Annotated in this window: 18 protein-coding genes; all 18 read right to left on the bottom strand. The window is 58.3% G+C overall.

Annotated features, from left to right (window positions below):
• Positions 1 to 188: 188 nt before the first annotated feature.
• Positions 189 to 896, bottom strand: coding sequence for an ATP12 family chaperone protein (locus tag GOW48_RS18360; protein ID WP_170755588.1), 708 nt, complete (start codon positions 894 to 896; stop codon positions 189 to 191).
• A 4-nt stretch (positions 897 to 900) separates the two neighbouring features.
• On the bottom strand, positions 901 to 1,572 hold the full coding sequence (locus GOW48_RS18355) for an HAD-IA family hydrolase (protein ID WP_170755587.1): 672 nt from the start codon (positions 1,570 to 1,572) through the stop codon (positions 901 to 903).
• Positions 1,569 to 2,612 (bottom strand): RluA family pseudouridine synthase, encoded by a 1,044-nt coding sequence (locus GOW48_RS18350; protein WP_170755586.1) that lies wholly within the window; start codon positions 2,610 to 2,612, stop codon positions 1,569 to 1,571. The genes GOW48_RS18355 and GOW48_RS18350 overlap by 4 nt, the downstream gene beginning before the upstream one ends.
• A 104-nt stretch (positions 2,613 to 2,716) precedes the next feature.
• Positions 2,717 to 3,523, bottom strand: a complete 807-nt coding sequence (locus tag GOW48_RS18345) for a crotonase/enoyl-CoA hydratase family protein (protein ID WP_170755585.1) — start codon at positions 3,521 to 3,523, stop codon at positions 2,717 to 2,719.
• A 74-nt stretch (positions 3,524 to 3,597) separates the two neighbouring features.
• A complete protein-coding gene (locus GOW48_RS18340) occupies positions 3,598 to 4,908 on the bottom strand; it encodes a replication-associated recombination protein A (RefSeq protein ID WP_170755584.1) in 1,311 nt (436 codons plus the stop codon).
• Positions 4,905 to 6,293 carry a trypsin-like peptidase domain-containing protein gene (locus GOW48_RS18335; RefSeq protein ID WP_170755583.1) on the bottom strand — a complete coding sequence of 463 codons (1,389 nt, stop codon included), beginning with the start codon at positions 6,291 to 6,293 and terminating at the stop codon, positions 4,905 to 4,907. Before GOW48_RS18335 ends, GOW48_RS18340 begins: the two co-directional genes overlap by 4 nt.
• A 60-nt stretch (positions 6,294 to 6,353) precedes the next feature.
• The gene (locus tag GOW48_RS18330) at positions 6,354 to 6,977 is read right to left on the bottom strand and encodes a YitT family protein (protein WP_331251874.1); all 624 of its coding nucleotides are present in this window, start codon (positions 6,975 to 6,977) and stop codon (positions 6,354 to 6,356) included.
• 112 nt (positions 6,978 to 7,089) lie between these two features.
• Positions 7,090 to 7,512, bottom strand: a complete 423-nt coding sequence (gene rplQ, locus GOW48_RS18325) for a 50S ribosomal protein L17 (protein ID WP_170356670.1) — start codon at positions 7,510 to 7,512, stop codon at positions 7,090 to 7,092.
• Between the two features lie 118 nt (positions 7,513 to 7,630).
• Positions 7,631 to 8,647 carry a DNA-directed RNA polymerase subunit alpha gene (locus GOW48_RS18320; RefSeq protein WP_170356671.1) on the bottom strand — a complete coding sequence of 339 codons (1,017 nt, stop codon included), beginning with the start codon at positions 8,645 to 8,647 and terminating at the stop codon, positions 7,631 to 7,633.
• A 114-nt stretch (positions 8,648 to 8,761) separates the two neighbouring features.
• Positions 8,762 to 9,151, bottom strand: coding sequence for a 30S ribosomal protein S11 (gene rpsK / locus GOW48_RS18315; RefSeq protein WP_008757289.1), 390 nt, complete (start codon positions 9,149 to 9,151; stop codon positions 8,762 to 8,764).
• Positions 9,152 to 9,166: 15 nt separating this feature from the next.
• A complete protein-coding gene (gene rpsM / locus GOW48_RS18310; protein ID WP_170332212.1) occupies positions 9,167 to 9,535 on the bottom strand; it encodes a 30S ribosomal protein S13 in 369 nt (122 codons plus the stop codon).
• A 211-nt stretch (positions 9,536 to 9,746) separates the two neighbouring features.
• Complete coding sequence (locus GOW48_RS18305) at positions 9,747 to 10,394, bottom strand: adenylate kinase (RefSeq protein WP_170755581.1); 648 nt, start codon at positions 10,392 to 10,394, stop codon at positions 9,747 to 9,749.
• Positions 10,391 to 11,755 carry a preprotein translocase subunit SecY gene (gene secY, locus GOW48_RS18300; RefSeq protein ID WP_170356673.1) on the bottom strand — a complete coding sequence of 455 codons (1,365 nt, stop codon included), beginning with the start codon at positions 11,753 to 11,755 and terminating at the stop codon, positions 10,391 to 10,393. Before secY ends, GOW48_RS18305 begins: the two co-directional genes overlap by 4 nt.
• A 109-nt stretch (positions 11,756 to 11,864) precedes the next feature.
• Positions 11,865 to 12,338, bottom strand: a complete 474-nt coding sequence (rplO, locus tag GOW48_RS18295) for a 50S ribosomal protein L15 (protein WP_170356674.1) — start codon at positions 12,336 to 12,338, stop codon at positions 11,865 to 11,867.
• A 150-nt stretch (positions 12,339 to 12,488) separates the two neighbouring features.
• The gene (locus GOW48_RS18290) at positions 12,489 to 13,361 is read right to left on the bottom strand and encodes a hypothetical protein (RefSeq protein ID WP_234899541.1); all 873 of its coding nucleotides are present in this window, start codon (positions 13,359 to 13,361) and stop codon (positions 12,489 to 12,491) included.
• Between the two features lie 120 nt (positions 13,362 to 13,481).
• Complete coding sequence (locus GOW48_RS18285; protein WP_170755580.1) at positions 13,482 to 13,697, bottom strand: DUF1127 domain-containing protein; 216 nt, start codon at positions 13,695 to 13,697, stop codon at positions 13,482 to 13,484.
• A gap of 226 nt (positions 13,698 to 13,923) precedes the next feature.
• Positions 13,924 to 14,754: an endonuclease/exonuclease/phosphatase family protein gene (locus GOW48_RS22490; protein ID WP_170756550.1), complete on the bottom strand. Its 831-nt coding sequence runs from the start codon at positions 14,752 to 14,754 to the stop codon at positions 13,924 to 13,926.
• A 230-nt stretch (positions 14,755 to 14,984) separates the two neighbouring features.
• Complete coding sequence (gene rpmD / locus GOW48_RS18275; protein WP_074736195.1) at positions 14,985 to 15,173, bottom strand: 50S ribosomal protein L30; 189 nt, start codon at positions 15,171 to 15,173, stop codon at positions 14,985 to 14,987.
• Position 15,174: the final 1 nt, after the last annotated feature.

Here is a 15,174-nt window from a genome sequence, read left to right as displayed (position 1 = left end):
TCCGCCCCTGTCCAGAGACGGTTCTGTCCGGCACCTTTGGCACCGGAAAGGTTTCCCCAAAGGTGTCTCCCCTTTAGTGGGCTTGAGTTTGGTCGCATTCATAAACAAACGTCAAGGGTCGGATCAGCGAAAACGATGGATCACCTTGCAGATGTCCGCGTCTTTGGCGGAATTTCAGGCGTCAGGGCTCAAACCGAGATATCAAAGAACCGTTTGGCGTGTAGGAACGCGGCGCGTTTGACTTCGGACGCAGCATGCGCTTCGTCGTCATGGCCCCATTGTTCAATTTGCCAAAGTTCGTCCAGCCGCGAAATTTCCCAGATATCTTCCACCGCGCGCCAATTGGCCGAAACGGCGAACCCAAGGATCAGCGACCCGGACAGGCTGACCAGATCGTGGAAGGCTGCAAGCTGGAAGTCATTGAAATCATGGACACGCTGCCTCAAGCTCTGCAGGGTCGACGTGTCCTGAGGTCTGTGCAAGACACCAGCAACGGGCACCAAACGCGCGGCGAGTGTCTCTGCCGCCCAATCCAGCGCCGGGTCCCATTGCTCGGCTTGCCGCTGCTGCAACTCTTGCGGGTGCGTCGCACGGTAACATAACAAGTCCGAATCGCCGTAATCAGCCAACATGTCTGCAACTTCGGCGTGCTGATGCTGCACCTTGTCTATGGCCGCATTGGCAGAGCGGGTGAAGGGCATGTTGGTCGGGTCGACTTCTTTTTCCTGCGCGTCCCACTCGGCGGCAATCTCCTGCGCCATGGTCTGCGTAGGCACGATCAAACCCGCCTTGGCGGGCGTTTTCACCCGGCGGCCATCCAGCTCGACGGTAAAGCCGCCTTCAGCCTCGACTACTGCGCTTTGGGTCCAGAATCGTTTGGGTTTCCAGTCGCTCATCGTCTCAGGTCCAGATTTGTTCCAGCGCATTGGGCAACTGGTCAAAGGTTTCAATGATGGTTGTCGCGGCCTCTAGCGCGGGGCGCGCGTGATAACCCCAGGTGACGCCAACGCTGGGCACACCCGCAGCGGTGGCCATGTCCATGTCAAACCGGGTGTCGCCGATCATTACGGTATCGATTGCTTCAACCCCCGTCTCGGCCCGCGCGGTGTCAATCATCGAAGGGTGCGGTTTCGAGGGGTGATGATCCGCCACCTGCCTCGTGACAAAATAACCCTGCAGCCCGTGCCCTTCGATCAACGCATCCAATCCGCGCTGAGACTTCCCGGTGGCCACGCCCAGCAGAACTTCGGGGATGGCGTGCAACGCCTCAATCACCTCGCGGGCACCGGGATAGAGCGGCGATCCCGCCATACCCTGTTCCAGCCGATGTGCGTGGTACGCCTGTTTATACCCCTCGACCAGCCGCACTTGATCCGCATCCGAATGCTGCGGCGCAAGCTGCGCCATCGCCTTGGGCAGCGACAGGCCAACAATGGACAGGATCGCCGAGCGATCCGGCACCGGCAAGGACAGCGCGTCGAAACTGGCCGTCATCGCGGCAACGATGCTGCCCTGACTGTCAACCAGAGTGCCATCCACGTCGAACAGCACCAAACGCAGCGGTGCGCTCATTGCAGTTCCTCGAACGGGTCGTCGGCGGCCAGATCTTCGGTCCAGCCGAACGTGTCCCAGCTGTGTTTCATGTGATCCGGCAGCGGGGCCTTCACGGTGATCGTCTTGCGTGTCACCGGGTGTTCGAACGAGGCCTGCCGCGCGTGTAGGTGCAGCTTTTTGCTGATGATCCCGCCCAACTGCGCGCCCCAGCCATCGCCGAGGTTTTCCTGACCCGAGCCGCCATATTTGCCGTCCCCGATGATCGGATGACCAATCGCCGCCATATGCGCCCGTAGTTGATGGGTACGGCCGGTGATCGGCTCCATCGCGACCCAGGCAGCGCGCCCGGCCACACGGTAGAGCGTGGCATAATGCGTATGCGCCCGTTTCGCGCCGGGGGTGTCGTTCACCTCGTTCAGATGGACGGGGATCATTTTCTCACCCTCGCCGTGCTTGCCGTGACCGGCGGCCTTGACCAGACCGGTTTTGATTTCACCCAGATAGGGGGTCGGCACACCGGCGACCAAAGCCCAGTAAATCTTGCGCGTATCGCGATGCCGGAAGGCCGCCGTCAGCCCCTTGGCTGCCTCGCGCGTGCGGGCCAGCAGCAGCACCCCGGAGGTGTCCTTGTCCAACCGATGCACAAGACGCGGGTTCTCGTCATAGCCAAAGCGCAGCGCCTCGGACAGGCTGTCCACATGGCGCGTCTGGCCGCTGCCGCCCTGCACCGGCAGGCCATGCGGTTTGTTAAGCGCCAGCACGTGATCGTCGCGGTAGATGACACAGGACTGGATCATCTTGGCATCCGCATCCGAAATGCGTCGCTTAACCTCGGCCGGTTTGTGATCGGCATCGGGCAGCGGCGGCACCCGCACGACCTGTCCGACCTCAAGCCGGGTCGCAGCTTTCACCCGCCCGCCGTCCACGCGGAGCTCACCCTTGCGGCACATCTTTTCGATGCGGCCCTGGCTGACATGTGGAAACAGGCGGCGCAGCCACCGATCGACCCGCTGGTCGCCATCGCCTTCTGCCACGGTGATCATCTGTACGCCGCTCATGCCGATATCCCTTTCGCGCGCCGGATCCGCGCGGGTTGTGTGCCATTCAGTGCCATTGAAAACATGCGCGTCTGTGGCGTGACTTACCGGCAGAGTCAACCCGGTCAGATATTGGTAAAGTCACCCCCGCGCCCGGCCCCATCCCGGAACCTGCCCGCCCCGGTGGTGCCTTCGCGGCGGATCGCTTCCAGCCCGTTGGCCCATTCGACCTTAAGCGCTTCGCGCACCGGCATCCCCCGCGTTTCGATGATCGAGCGGCGATCGGCTCGCACCGCCTCTTGCGGAAAGCGGGCGATTTCATGCGCTATGGCCTCGGCTGCGGCACGGGCCTGTCCATGGGGCACGATCTTTTCGGCCAATCCGATATTGTAGCACTCCTGCGCCTCAACCTTGCGACCGGTCAGAGCGATTTCCAAAGCTTTGCCCTGCCCAACTAGGCGCGGCAACCGGACTGAACCCCCATCCATGAGCGTGATCCCCCAGCGGCGGCAATAGACACCCAGGTATGCGGTTTCCGCCATCACGCGGATATCGCACCACAGCGCCAGCTCCATCCCGCCAGCCACAGCCGCGCCCTCAACCGCGGCTATGACGGGTTTGGACAGCTCCAGCCTTGATGGCCCCAATGGCCCGACTATCGAGGGCGCCGAGCCGATGGGAAGGGACAGACGGTCAAAATATGCCTCACGCAAATCCGGGTCAGAGAGAGTGGCTGCCAGTTTCAGATCCCATCCAGCGCAGAAATTCCCGCCCTTGCCCCAGAACACAGCCACCTTGGCCGGGCCGCCTTCAAATTCCAGAAACGCGTCGACCAGCGCCTCGGCATGGATAGTGTCCACGGCATTCCGGGCCTCGGGGCGGTCGTGGATGATAGTCCAGACGTCATCGGTTTTGTCTATGGATACGGTCATGAGCATCCTCCCTGAACTCTCATGACCCAAGCCAAGCGCGATTTTACCGCCCTGTCGCCCTTGACGCAGCGGCACTAACGATTGCGTTGGGCCCGTAGCTTGGCGAAATACTCCAGACGTTTCTTCAACTCTCGCTCGAACCCGCGCTCGACCGGCTGGTACAGGTCCGGGCGGTCCATGCCATCGGGAAAATAGTTCTGGCCCGAAAATCCATCCTCGGCGTCGTGATCATAGGCATAGCCCGCACCATAACCCTGTTCTTTCATCAACGAAGTCGGCGCGTTCAGGATATGTTTGGGTGGAGGTTCACTACCCGATTTTCGCGCCAGTTCACGAGCAGCCTTGTAGCCCGCATAGGCCCCGTTCGATTTGGGTGCCAAGGCCAAATAGACCACCGCCTGCGCCAGCGCCAATTCGCCTTCGGGACTGCCAATCCGTTCATAGACTTCCCACGCATGAAGCGCCAAAGCCTGTGCCTGCGGATCGGCCAAGCTGATATCCTCGACCGCCATGATGGTCAGACGCCGCGCGATATAGCGAGGGTCTTCACCCCCTTCCAGCATTCGGGCAAACCAATACAACGCCGCATCCGGGTCTGAGCCACGCACCGATTTGTGCAGCGCCGAGATCAGGTTGTAGTGCTCGTCCCCCGACTTGTCGTATTTCGTCGCGCGCCGCATCAGGCGGGTTGCCAGCACCTCGCGATCCAGCGGAGTATCGACTTTCCACGCCGCAATCTGTTCGATTAGGTTCAACAACGCCCGCCCGTCGCCGTCAGCCATCTCGTGCAACGCGTCACGTGCAGGCCCGGTCAAAGGTAGCGCCTTGCCCAGCTCCTTTTCAGCGCGCTGGGTCAGACGTTCCAGGTCGGCCAAATCAAGGCGTTCCAGCACCAACACTTGCGCGCGGCTCAACACAGCGGCGTTCAACTCGAACGAGGGGTTCTCGGTTGTCGCCCCCACCAGCAGGATCGTGCCGTCCTCCATATGGGGCAGGAAGCCATCCTGCTGGGCCTTGTTGAAACGATGAATCTCGTCCACGAACAGCAGCGTGCCCTGCCCGTTCTGATGGCGGATTTTCGCGGCCTCGAACACCCTTCGCAGATCGGGAACGCCGGTAAAAATCGCACTGATCTGAACGAAATGCAGATCGGTTTCCTGCGCCAAAAGCCGCGCGATGGTGGTCTTGCCCACCCCTGGCGGCCCCCAGAACACCAGACTGGACAAGCTGCCCGAGGCCAGCATCACCCCCAAAGGCGCATCAGGGCCCAACACCTGTTCCTGCCCGATCACCTCGGCCAGTGTCTGCGGGCGCAGCCGATCGGCAAGAGGGCGATGCGCGGGCGGCGCAGACCGGTCGCCCCCGGTGTTGAACAGATCGCTCATAGCCGGAACCGCAGCGAGACCGATCGCCCACCGCGCAGCAATTCAAACTGAACCCGGCGGCCCGGATCGGTCAGCGCGCGGGTAACGTCATCGGGATGGGCAATCGCGTTGCCGTTGATGCTGTTAAGAACATCCCCAACGCGCAACCCCGAGCGCCCGCCATACCGCCCGGCATCCAACACAACCACGCCGGTTTCCGTCAACCGCAGGCCCATCTTGGCGATCACCGCCGGGTTGATACGCGAGATCACCAGCCCCGGCATCACCGTCCGATCATCCAGCGTGGTTTCATCCGCCGAGGGCGTATCAGGGGCCGGGATCAGGGCAACCTCGACCTCATCCTGCGTCCCACCACTCAACAAGGTCAAAACCGACGTGCCACCGACGCCGGCAACAGACATGCGGAACTTCATCTCGGCGGGGGAATTGACTTCATCCCCGTCCACATGCGTCACCACATCGCCTACACGCAACCCGCCCTCAGCCAAGGGGCTGAGCGGGTGGAGGTTGGAAATCACCACGCCCTGTGGGATCGCCATACCCAGAGATTCCGCGATATCTGCGCTCATGTGTTGACCCGAGATCCCAGCCCAAGGGCTGACGAACTGGTCATTACCTGCCTGCGCCTGCCGCAGGAATTCGGCCACCAGATTGGCCGGGATCGCAAAGCCGATGCCGTTCGATCCGCCCGAACGCGTCAGGATCGAGGTATTGATCCCGATCAGATCGCCATTCACATCAATCAGCGCCCCACCCGAATTGCCCGGATTGATCGCCGCATCGGTCTGAATGAAATAGCCCCGCGCATTGCCGGTGGCCGTGCCCGTCCGCGCCAGACCCGAGATAATGCCCGAAGACACCGTCTGCCCCACACCAAACGGGTTGCCGATAGCGAGCGCAAGCTCGCCCACCTCAACCTGATCGGAGTCGCGCAGCGGCAGGTAGGGCAGCCGCTCGGCGTCCTCCAACCGCAAAATGGCGATGTCGCTTTCCTTGTCACCCAGCACCACCTGCGCCGAGAACTCTCGCCGGTCGGTGGTGACAACCCGGATTTCCGTCGCCGTGCCGACCACGTGGTAATTTGACACCACATAGCCATCATCAGACAGGATCACCCCCGACCCCAGCGAGTTCTTTACCCGCTGTCGTGGCTCGTTGAACCCGCCGCCAAAAAAATCCTGAAAGAACGGGTCCGAGAAAAACGGGTTCGCCCGCCCCTGCCGCACGATCTTGGCATAGATATTGACCACCGCGGGCGCGGCCTCTTTGACTACCGGCGCAAAGCCTAAGCTGATCTCAGCCTGCGATTGCGGCATCTTGGTTTCAGCATTGGCGGGGGTTTGCAACAGGGCAAAAGGCAGACAAAGCAAAAGCGCGCGGAGCATGTGACCCTCATGGATGTTTACGGATTGATATGTCCGCAACACCGACCGTTTGCAAGATCGCTATGAGTTTGCAGACCGACCATAACCGGGACGCCCGGTGCCGCTTTGGGCCACGTCGAAGTTCCATACGATTGCCATATTGGTGATCACAGCCCCAAGGAAGGAATACAGCAGTTGCGACGGGCTAAGCACAAAGGCCGAGGCCAAAAATACCATGACATCGACCGAAAGTTGGAACCATCCAGCCTTCAGGCCGGTCTTATGTTCCAGAATGATCCCCAAAATAGTCATCCCGCCCGCCGAGGCATTATGGCGGAAAATAGCAATCAATCCCATGCCACTACATGCACCCCCAAGAACAGCGGCGATCAGCGGGTCAAGCCGTTCGAAGATGACTATCTTTCCCAACAGTTGTGAAAGCGTCGAAATCCCGATCACCACGACAATCGTCCGAATAGCAAAAACTGGGCCGCGTTTTACCCAAGCCAGTATCAGAAACGGGATACCGATCAAGAAGAACAAAGGGCCAAATCCAATCGGCAAAACATAGGAAAGCAAAAGCGCAAGACCCGCAGTTTGCCCTGTCACCAAACCAGCCGCTTTCAGAAAAACGACGCTAAGGCTTGTCATGACGATACCAAAGGCAAGGCCCTGAACATCAAATACGGACATGCGAACGAACACGAAAAGCTCCGGTTTTAGCGCAGGAAGCAAACCTGCTAGGTTTATCGCGCAATTAAAAAGAAAAACCCCCGCGTCTGGGACGCAGGGGCCAAAGTCAGAAAGCGAAGCTTTCTTATTCTTCGTCTGCGGCCTCTTCGGCGGCAACGCGAGCCTTGTCGGCTGCACCTTTGGCGTCGACGTCGCGATCCACGAATTCGATGATCGCCATCGGAGCCATGTCACCATAGCGGAAACCGGCTTTCAGGATGCGGACATAACCGCCCGGACGCTCGGCATAGCGGGGTCCCAGAACTTCGAACAGCTTGGCGACATCTTTGTCTTCTTTCAGCTGAGCTGCGGCCTGACGGCGCGCGTGCAGGTCGCCGCGCTTGCCCAGAGTGACCAGCTTTTCGATGATCGGGCGCAGTTCTTTTGCCTTGGGCAGAGTTGTTTTGATTTGCTCATGCTCGATGAGCGAGCCAGCCATGTTTGCAAACAGAGCCTTGCGGTGCTCATGAGTACGGTTCAGGCGGCGGTAACCACGTGCGTGACGCATTGTTCAATTCCTATCTTGCGTTTTTGCTTTGTCTGGCCGGCGATGCGTGTCACCGGCTCTCCTTGGGGCATCATCGCCCATATAGTCCCCGGCAGCCCGGGCATTGGGGAAGACGCGCTTAGAACGCGTCTTCGAATTTCTTCGCCAGATCTTCGATATTGTCGGGCGGCCAGTCCTCTACATCCATGCCGAGGTGCAGACCCATGCCGGACAGCACTTCTTTGATCTCGTTCAGCGATTTGCGGCCGAAGTTCGGGGTGCGCAGCATCTCGGCTTCGGTCTTCTGGATCAGGTCGCCGATATAAACGATGTTGTCGTTCTTCAGGCAGTTTGCCGAACGGACCGACAGTTCCAGCTCGTCCACTTTCTTCAGTAGCAGCGGGTTGAACTCCAGACCATCGTCCTCGTCCTGGCGGCCAGCCGATTCCGGCTCGTCGAAGTTGACGAAGATCGACAGCTGATCCTGCAGGATACGAGCCGCATAGGCCAGCGCGTCCTCGGGTGTGATCGAACCGTCGGTTTCGATCTTCAGGGTCAGCTTGTCATAGTCCAGAACCTGACCTTCACGGGTCGGCTGAACGTCATAGGCAACCTTCTTGACCGGCGAATAGATCGCGTCGATCGGGATCAGGCCGATGGGTGCATCTTCGGGCTTGTTCTTCTCAGCAGAGACGTAACCCTTACCGGTGTTGACAGTCAGTTCCATGAACAGGTCGGCGCCATCATCCAGGTGGCAGATGACGTGATCGCGGTTCAGAACCTCGATACCGGCGCTTTCGCTGATGTCACCAGCGGTGACAACGGCGGGGCCTTTGGCATTGATCGACAGGCGCTTGGGGCCTTCGACTTCCATGCGCAGCGACACGCCTTTAAGGTTCAGGATGATGTCGGTGACGTCTTCGCGGACACCTGCGACCGACGAAAACTCATGCAGAACGTTGTCGATCTGGACGCTGGTGATGGCCGCACCTTGCAGCGAGCTCATCAGAACGCGGCGCAGCGCGTTACCCAGAGTCAAACCAAAGCCACGCTCCAGCGGCTCAGCAATCAGCGTTGCCTGACGCGCAGGATCGTTTCCCGGCTTGGCGTCCAGCTGGGTTGGCTTGATCAATTCTGCCCAATTCTTGTGGATCATGTAATCCCTCCATTCCTGTCCGCGCCCCATGACCAACAAGGTGCAGACGCCCGAGGTTCAAAATGACGTGCTGGGGCCGTGCAAAAACACAGCCCCAGCTCAATTCAAAATCGCTTAGACGCGGCGACGTTTCGGCGGGCGGCAGCCGTTGTGAGCGATCGGCGTCACGTCGCGGATCGACGTGATGTTGAAGCCCACAGCAGCCAGCGCGCGCAGAGCCGATTCACGACCCGAACCGGGGCCCTGAACTTCGACTTCCAGCGTCTTGACGCCATGTTCCTGCGCCTTTTTGCCTGCATCTTCTGCAGCCATCTGAGCGGCGTAGGGTGTCGATTTCCGCGACCCTTTGAAGCCCATGGTACCGGCAGACGACCACGAGATGGCGTTGCCTTGTACGTCCGAGATCAGGATCTTGGTGTTGTTGAAGGTCGAATTCACATGGGCAACGCCCGATGCGATGTTCTTACGCTCTTTGCGCTTAACGCGAGTCTTATCACGTGCCATCAGTCAGACCCTCCCTTATTTCTTCTTACCAGCAATGGCCTTTGCCGGGCCTTTGCGAGTACGAGCGTTGGTGTGGGTACGCTGACCGCGAACCGGCAGGTTGCGGCGGTGACGCAGACCGCGATAGCAGCCCAGGTCCATCAGGCGCTTGACGTTCATCTGAACTTCGCGGCGCAGGTCGCCTTCGACGGTGAAGTTTTCGTCGATATATTCGCGAATTTTCAGAACTTCGGCGTCGGACAGTTCGTTGACGCGACGGGTCGCTTCAATGCCAACGGCTTCGCAGATCGCTTTGGCCGAGGTGTTGCCGATTCCGGTGATATATGTGAGGGCGATAGGTACCCGCTTTGCAGTCGGGATGTTTACGCCGGCAATACGTGCCACGTGTCACTTTCCTTTTCGTTGCGGTTCCGTAACTCCAGAACCTTTTTTCACAACGCTTTACCGTGGCAGTGTCGCCAGAGGGTTCAGCATTATTCGAGGTGGTCGGGGCGGTTGGGACGAATCCCGCACGCGGTCTTGATTCCCCTTGGGGATGGGGGTCGATATGGGCTTTTGGCGGTGCCGTCAAGCCCATATTCAAATGCGGGTCAGGTCAGGCGTCCAATGCGGCTGCAATCGCGCCTTGAACCTCGTCAATCTCGCCCAGACCATCGACCCAGGACAGGTTGCCCTTGGCGTGGTAATAGCCGATCAGCATCGAGGTCTTTTTGTAGTACTCCATCAGGCGGGTCTTGAGGCTTTCCTCATTGTCGTCCGCGCGGCGCTTGAAGTCACCTTCCTTGCCGCAGTTCGAGCATTTGCCATCCGCCGGGATCGGTTTGGTGATATCGTTATAGACTTCACCGCAACCGCCGCAGGTTGACCGAGCCGTGATACGCGCGACCAGCGCGTCATCGTTCACTTCCATCGCGATGACCGCGTCCAACGTCTCGCCGGTGCTGTCCAGCAGCTCACCCAGCGCATCGGCTTGGGCCAGAGTGCGCGGGAAACCGTCAAAGATGAACCCGCCTTCAGCGCCTTGTTCCAACTTTTCGCGGATCAGGCCGATCACGATCTCATCGGTCACAAGCTGGCCCTTAGCCATCACCTCGGCCACGCGGTTGCCCATTTCGGTGCCGCTGTCCTTGGCCTCGCGCAGCATGTCGCCAGTGCTCAGCTGGACCATGCCGCGGGTTTCAACCAGGTGACGCGCTTGCGTTCCTTTACCTGCCCCCGGGGGGCCGAGAAGAATGATGTTCATCGACGAGCGGGTCCCTTCCTGCCGCGTTTCTTACCTTTGCCACGCAGTTGGGACTTTTCAATAAGCCCTTCGTATTGATGCGCCAGCAGGTGGCTCTGGACCTGTTGGATCGTGTCCATGGTCACAGAGACGATAATCAGAACCGAGGTACCGCCGAAATAGAACGGGATGGCAAACTGGCCCCGAAGAATTTCAGGCAACAGACAGACCGCCGCCAGATAGGCCGAACCCAGAACCAGCACGCGGTTGACCACGTATTCCAGATACTCGGCGGTTTTCTTGCCTGGTCGGATACCCGGCACAAAACCGTTTTGCTTTTTCAGATTGTCCGCCACATCGTCCGGTTTGAACGACACGTTGAACGTGTAGAAATAGGCAAAGAACACGATCATCGAGGCGAAGAACAGCAGATACAGCGGCTGACCGGGGCCAAAGTTGGCCAGCAGCCACGACATCACCGGCCCGTTGGTTGCGCCCGACGAGAAGGTCGAAATCGTCACCGGCAGCAGCAGCAGCGAGCTGGCAAAGATCGCCGGGATCACGCCCGCAGGGTTCACTTTGACCGGCAGGTGGCTTGAGCCGCCCTCATAGATCTTCATACCGGCCTGACGGCGCGGGTATTGGATATGGATCTTGCGCAAAGCGCGTTCCATGAAGACCACAAAGGTAATCACGGCAATCACCATCACGATCACACCGATGATCACAGCAGGGCTGATCGCGCCCGAGCGGCCCGAAGCAAAGAACTGTGCCAGAGCAGCCGGAACTTCGGCGATGATGCCCACGAAAATGATCAGAGAGATACCGTTGCCGATGCCGCGTGCGGTGATCTGCTCACCCAGCCACATCAGGAACATTGTACCACCAACCAGCGTGATCATGGTCGACAGGCGGAAGAACAGGCCCGGATCGGTCGCCAGATCGCCCGATTCAAGCGACACTGCCAGACCATAAGCCTGAACGGTGGCCAACGCCACGGTGCCGAAACGGGTATATTGGTTGATTTTCTTGCGGCCCTGCTCGCCCTCTTTCTTGAGCTGTTCGAGAGCGGGAACCATAGATGTCAGCAGCTGCACGATGATCGAAGCTGAAATGTAGGGCATGATGCCAAGGGCAAAAATCCCCATCCGCCCCAGCGCCCCGCCAGTAAACATCGAAACCATACCGCCGATGCCCTGCCCCGCTTGCTCCATGAACTCGCGCAGTGCTTGGCCGTCGATGCCCGGAACCGGAATGAAGGTGCCCAGACGGTAGACGATCAGCAATGCAAGCGTGAACAGGATGCGGTTGCGCAGATCGGTGGCTTTTCCAAGGGCAGACCAGCTTGTGTTGGCTGCCATTTGTTCTGCTGCTGATACCATAAATCGGTCTCTCTTATGAAAACACCGCCCGGAACCGTTTTCCGGCTCGGGCGGCGTCTTGGAAAACTCTGAGGTCTATGTAAGCGGGTCTTTGCCCGCTCACAAGCGCTTACTCTGCCGCAGCGGCTTTTGTGACCGTCAGTGAGCCGCCCGCTTTCTCGACTGCCGCAACGGCAGATTTCGAAGCACCGGTTACTTCCAGGTTCACTTTGGCGCTGATTTCGCCTTTGGCCAGTACGCGGATGCCGTCCAGCTTGCGACGAACCAGACCGGATGCGACCAACGCATCCTCGGTGATCGCAGCCGATGCGTCCAGCTTGCCGGCGTCAACGAATTTCTGGATCAGGCCCAGGTTGATAACGGCGAATTCCTTACGGTTCGGCTTGTTAAAGCCACGCTTGGGCAGACGCTGATACAAAGGCATCTGGCCGCCTTCGTAGCCGTTGATGGCCACACCCGAGCGGGATTTCTGGCCTTTGATACCACGGCCACCCATTTTACCTTTGCCGGAACCCGGACCACGGCCAACGCGGGTCCGTTTCGGTGCGGCGCCGGGATTGTCGCGCAATTCATTCAGTTTCATTTCGCTTCTCCTTAGCCGGATGTGACCCCCGAAGCGTGATGGGCCAAACGCGGCGTTTCTTGGTTTTGATTCTCATGGCCACAAGGCCACCGCAGCCCGATACAGCGTTGTGCCGATCTATGCAAGTTTGTTGTCAGGGCAACCCGTATTTCACGTGTCTAAAATGGGCGCTGCCGCCGGGTCGATACCGTGTTTTTCAACCAACTGCCCAACTAAACTGTTCGGATCAGGCACTCCTCCGAAACGGTTACGCAAAATCGACCTCATGCGCCTGCCGTAAAAATGGATCGATACCGTATCGTCCTTGAGATAGGGTGACAGATCAACATCTGGTCGGGCAAGAGCCCGCCTCCGGGTAAAATTGACCGGGTAAAAGACATGCTCTGGCAGTGCGTAACGGATTTCTCCGGAGGTGTGCAGCGCCCATAAAACAGCACCCGGCCCCCAAGCGCCCCAATATTCCTCGGGTACATTTATTGGAGAGCCACTGTCCAGTGCGGCCTGCAACGTTTGTCTGTGTCGTTTTGGCAACCAGGGCGGGATGCGAAACGGATCCTGCGTGAATTCGTTCAGCAACGCCAGCGCCTCGCTGTCTGGCGGCAATTTGAGGACGCCAATTCCCATCGTTCCTTCAAGATACGCGTAGTAATGCCCGGTCTCTGTTTCGAAGGGTTTGATGCAATACGCATCCGTGTCAGCCCAAATCAGGTCCGCTTCCTGCGCCAGCATTCTGTAGCGAAATTTGTCAGCATGAGGTGCAGGACTGCCGGTTCGACCGTGGGTAACGAATTCGCTATCCTGCAGAACTTCACGCGCATCACGTTGCTCGACCCCGTCAGGGACATTTGAAACTGTCCCGTAGGTGTAAAGACGGACGGGTTGCCCAACATCCAAGAAAGACTTGATGCAGAGCTGCTCGAGGTAGCTTAGCGGGCCATCGACCCACAGCATGCCAATCTGGAATTCTGTCACCCTGTCCAGCCCTTCATTCGTCCCTAATTCGCAACGTGTTTGGCGGATCATTGCGCGGGCTGCAACGCAGGAAGTCCGATTTCAACGCCATCGTGTCAAACTAATCACCCAAACGCAAAGAGGCGCCTGCCGGCGCCTCCTGATCAAAGCCTTCGCGTGTTCGCGTTTTGGTTAGGAGCAATACGCGTGTTCGCGTGCGATATCCTTGATGTCACAACGACGCACACCAATGTCGTTCAATTCACGGTCGCTCAGACCCTGAAGCTCGGAATAGGTGCGGTTGTACTCGGCGCGCAGGGCATATGCCTCTTTAACGCGGGTGACGAGCGTTGCGATGCGGGCGCTCAGGCCAAAGCCCTCGCGAGTAAATGTTGCTGTGTTAGCCATGGTTCGATTCCTTTCTGAGCCCAAGGCGAATTCCTCGGGATACTGTTTGCGTTCCTGTTTGGGACAGCGTTCAGATAAGGAGGACGGGTATCGCTAACAACGGATGTTTCGGTCTATCCGGTATGCGTTGGGGGAATGGCCGTACAGCTTTTTTCCCAATTTCGCGGTGATAGTCGGTCCCTGTCTGACAATCCTGTCCTGCAATAAATTTCGTTTAAAGAAACATCTACGGCACCCAAAGCCTGATGTTCGCCAATACTCCGGCGTGGTCAGAACCGAATAAAGGCCGTATTTCCTGAGACCCGCCTCCCGGTGCCAAAACAAAATCAAGCGGCAGCGGTACATGTCGAAGTTTAAATGTGGGTCGAACTGGCCCGGCAAGCCGTGTGTTCGTTAGCGATGCTATCCGTCCAACACGTCCGGACCATGGCATGGAGTTGAAATCACCAGCAATGACGAGAGCGCCATCGAGATCGGTCAGAACTCTTTCGGCATCTATTTCGTTGTTGAGGCTGTCATGGGGCCAGGGCCAAGGGATATGAACAGACACTAACCAGACCTTTGAATTCTCGATAACAACTGGCACGGCTGCAATAGCACGTGAGTTCGAGCAAATAGGCTCGCCTTGGATCGGATGACGTGACGCCAACGCGATCCCACTCCAACTCGAAAACCTGCAAAAGTGTTGATACGGGTAACTTTTTTCCAGCAGACTTAGAACTTCTATATTTCTATCAGAAACCTCCTGCAGCATTACAGCGTCTGCACCCGTTGCTTCAATATCGTCCACCAAAGCCGGAAATTCGGTATTAGCGAACCACAGATTTTTCGCGTAAACCTTTAGGTCACCGCCCGGCTGTTGAGGTAAAAGAAGCCTTACCGCCGTAAAGAACGCTGCGGCAACAACGAACGCGAAGGCCATCTTAAGCCAAAATGGCCTTGCAGCGAACATACCGGCAATACAGAAAAGGCCGACAAACGGCCGTCCTATCGAAATTGTGTCGGGAACTCTGTGAAACTGACCAAGAAACCCGATTATCACGAGAGTGCCAGCCACACAGCTCAATCCAATCAAAACACTGCGCATCACTTTGATACTTAACCCCGAATGCCTATCCTTCAGGCACTCACAATAGTTGCATCAACGGCAGTTAAAGGTCTGAAGTATCGGAGATTTTCAGGTTTTTTGGTGCAGAGGGCCCGGGTATAAAGCAAACAATCATTAAAATAAAGAAAACGCCCTCGACACTGTCGAGGGCGTTTCAAGAACTTCTGAAAGAGTCGCGCTTAGCCGCGCTCTTCGATGATCTCAACCAGATGCGGGATCTTGTTGACCATGCCGCGGACCGAAGGCGTATCCTCCAGCTCACGGGTGCGGTGCATCTTGTTCAGGCCCAGACCGATCAGGGTTGCGCGCTGTTCGGCGGGGCGGCGGATCGGGGAACCGATCTGCTTGACGACGATGGTTTTTGCCATG

It is taken from the genome of Ruegeria lacuscaerulensis (assembly GCF_013033355.1).
In the GTDB taxonomy this organism is placed as follows: Bacteria; Pseudomonadota; Alphaproteobacteria; order Rhodobacterales; family Rhodobacteraceae; genus Ruegeria; species Ruegeria lacuscaerulensis_A.
Note: the sequence above shows the minus strand (reverse complement) of the source record. Positions and strands in the feature narration are given on the sequence as shown.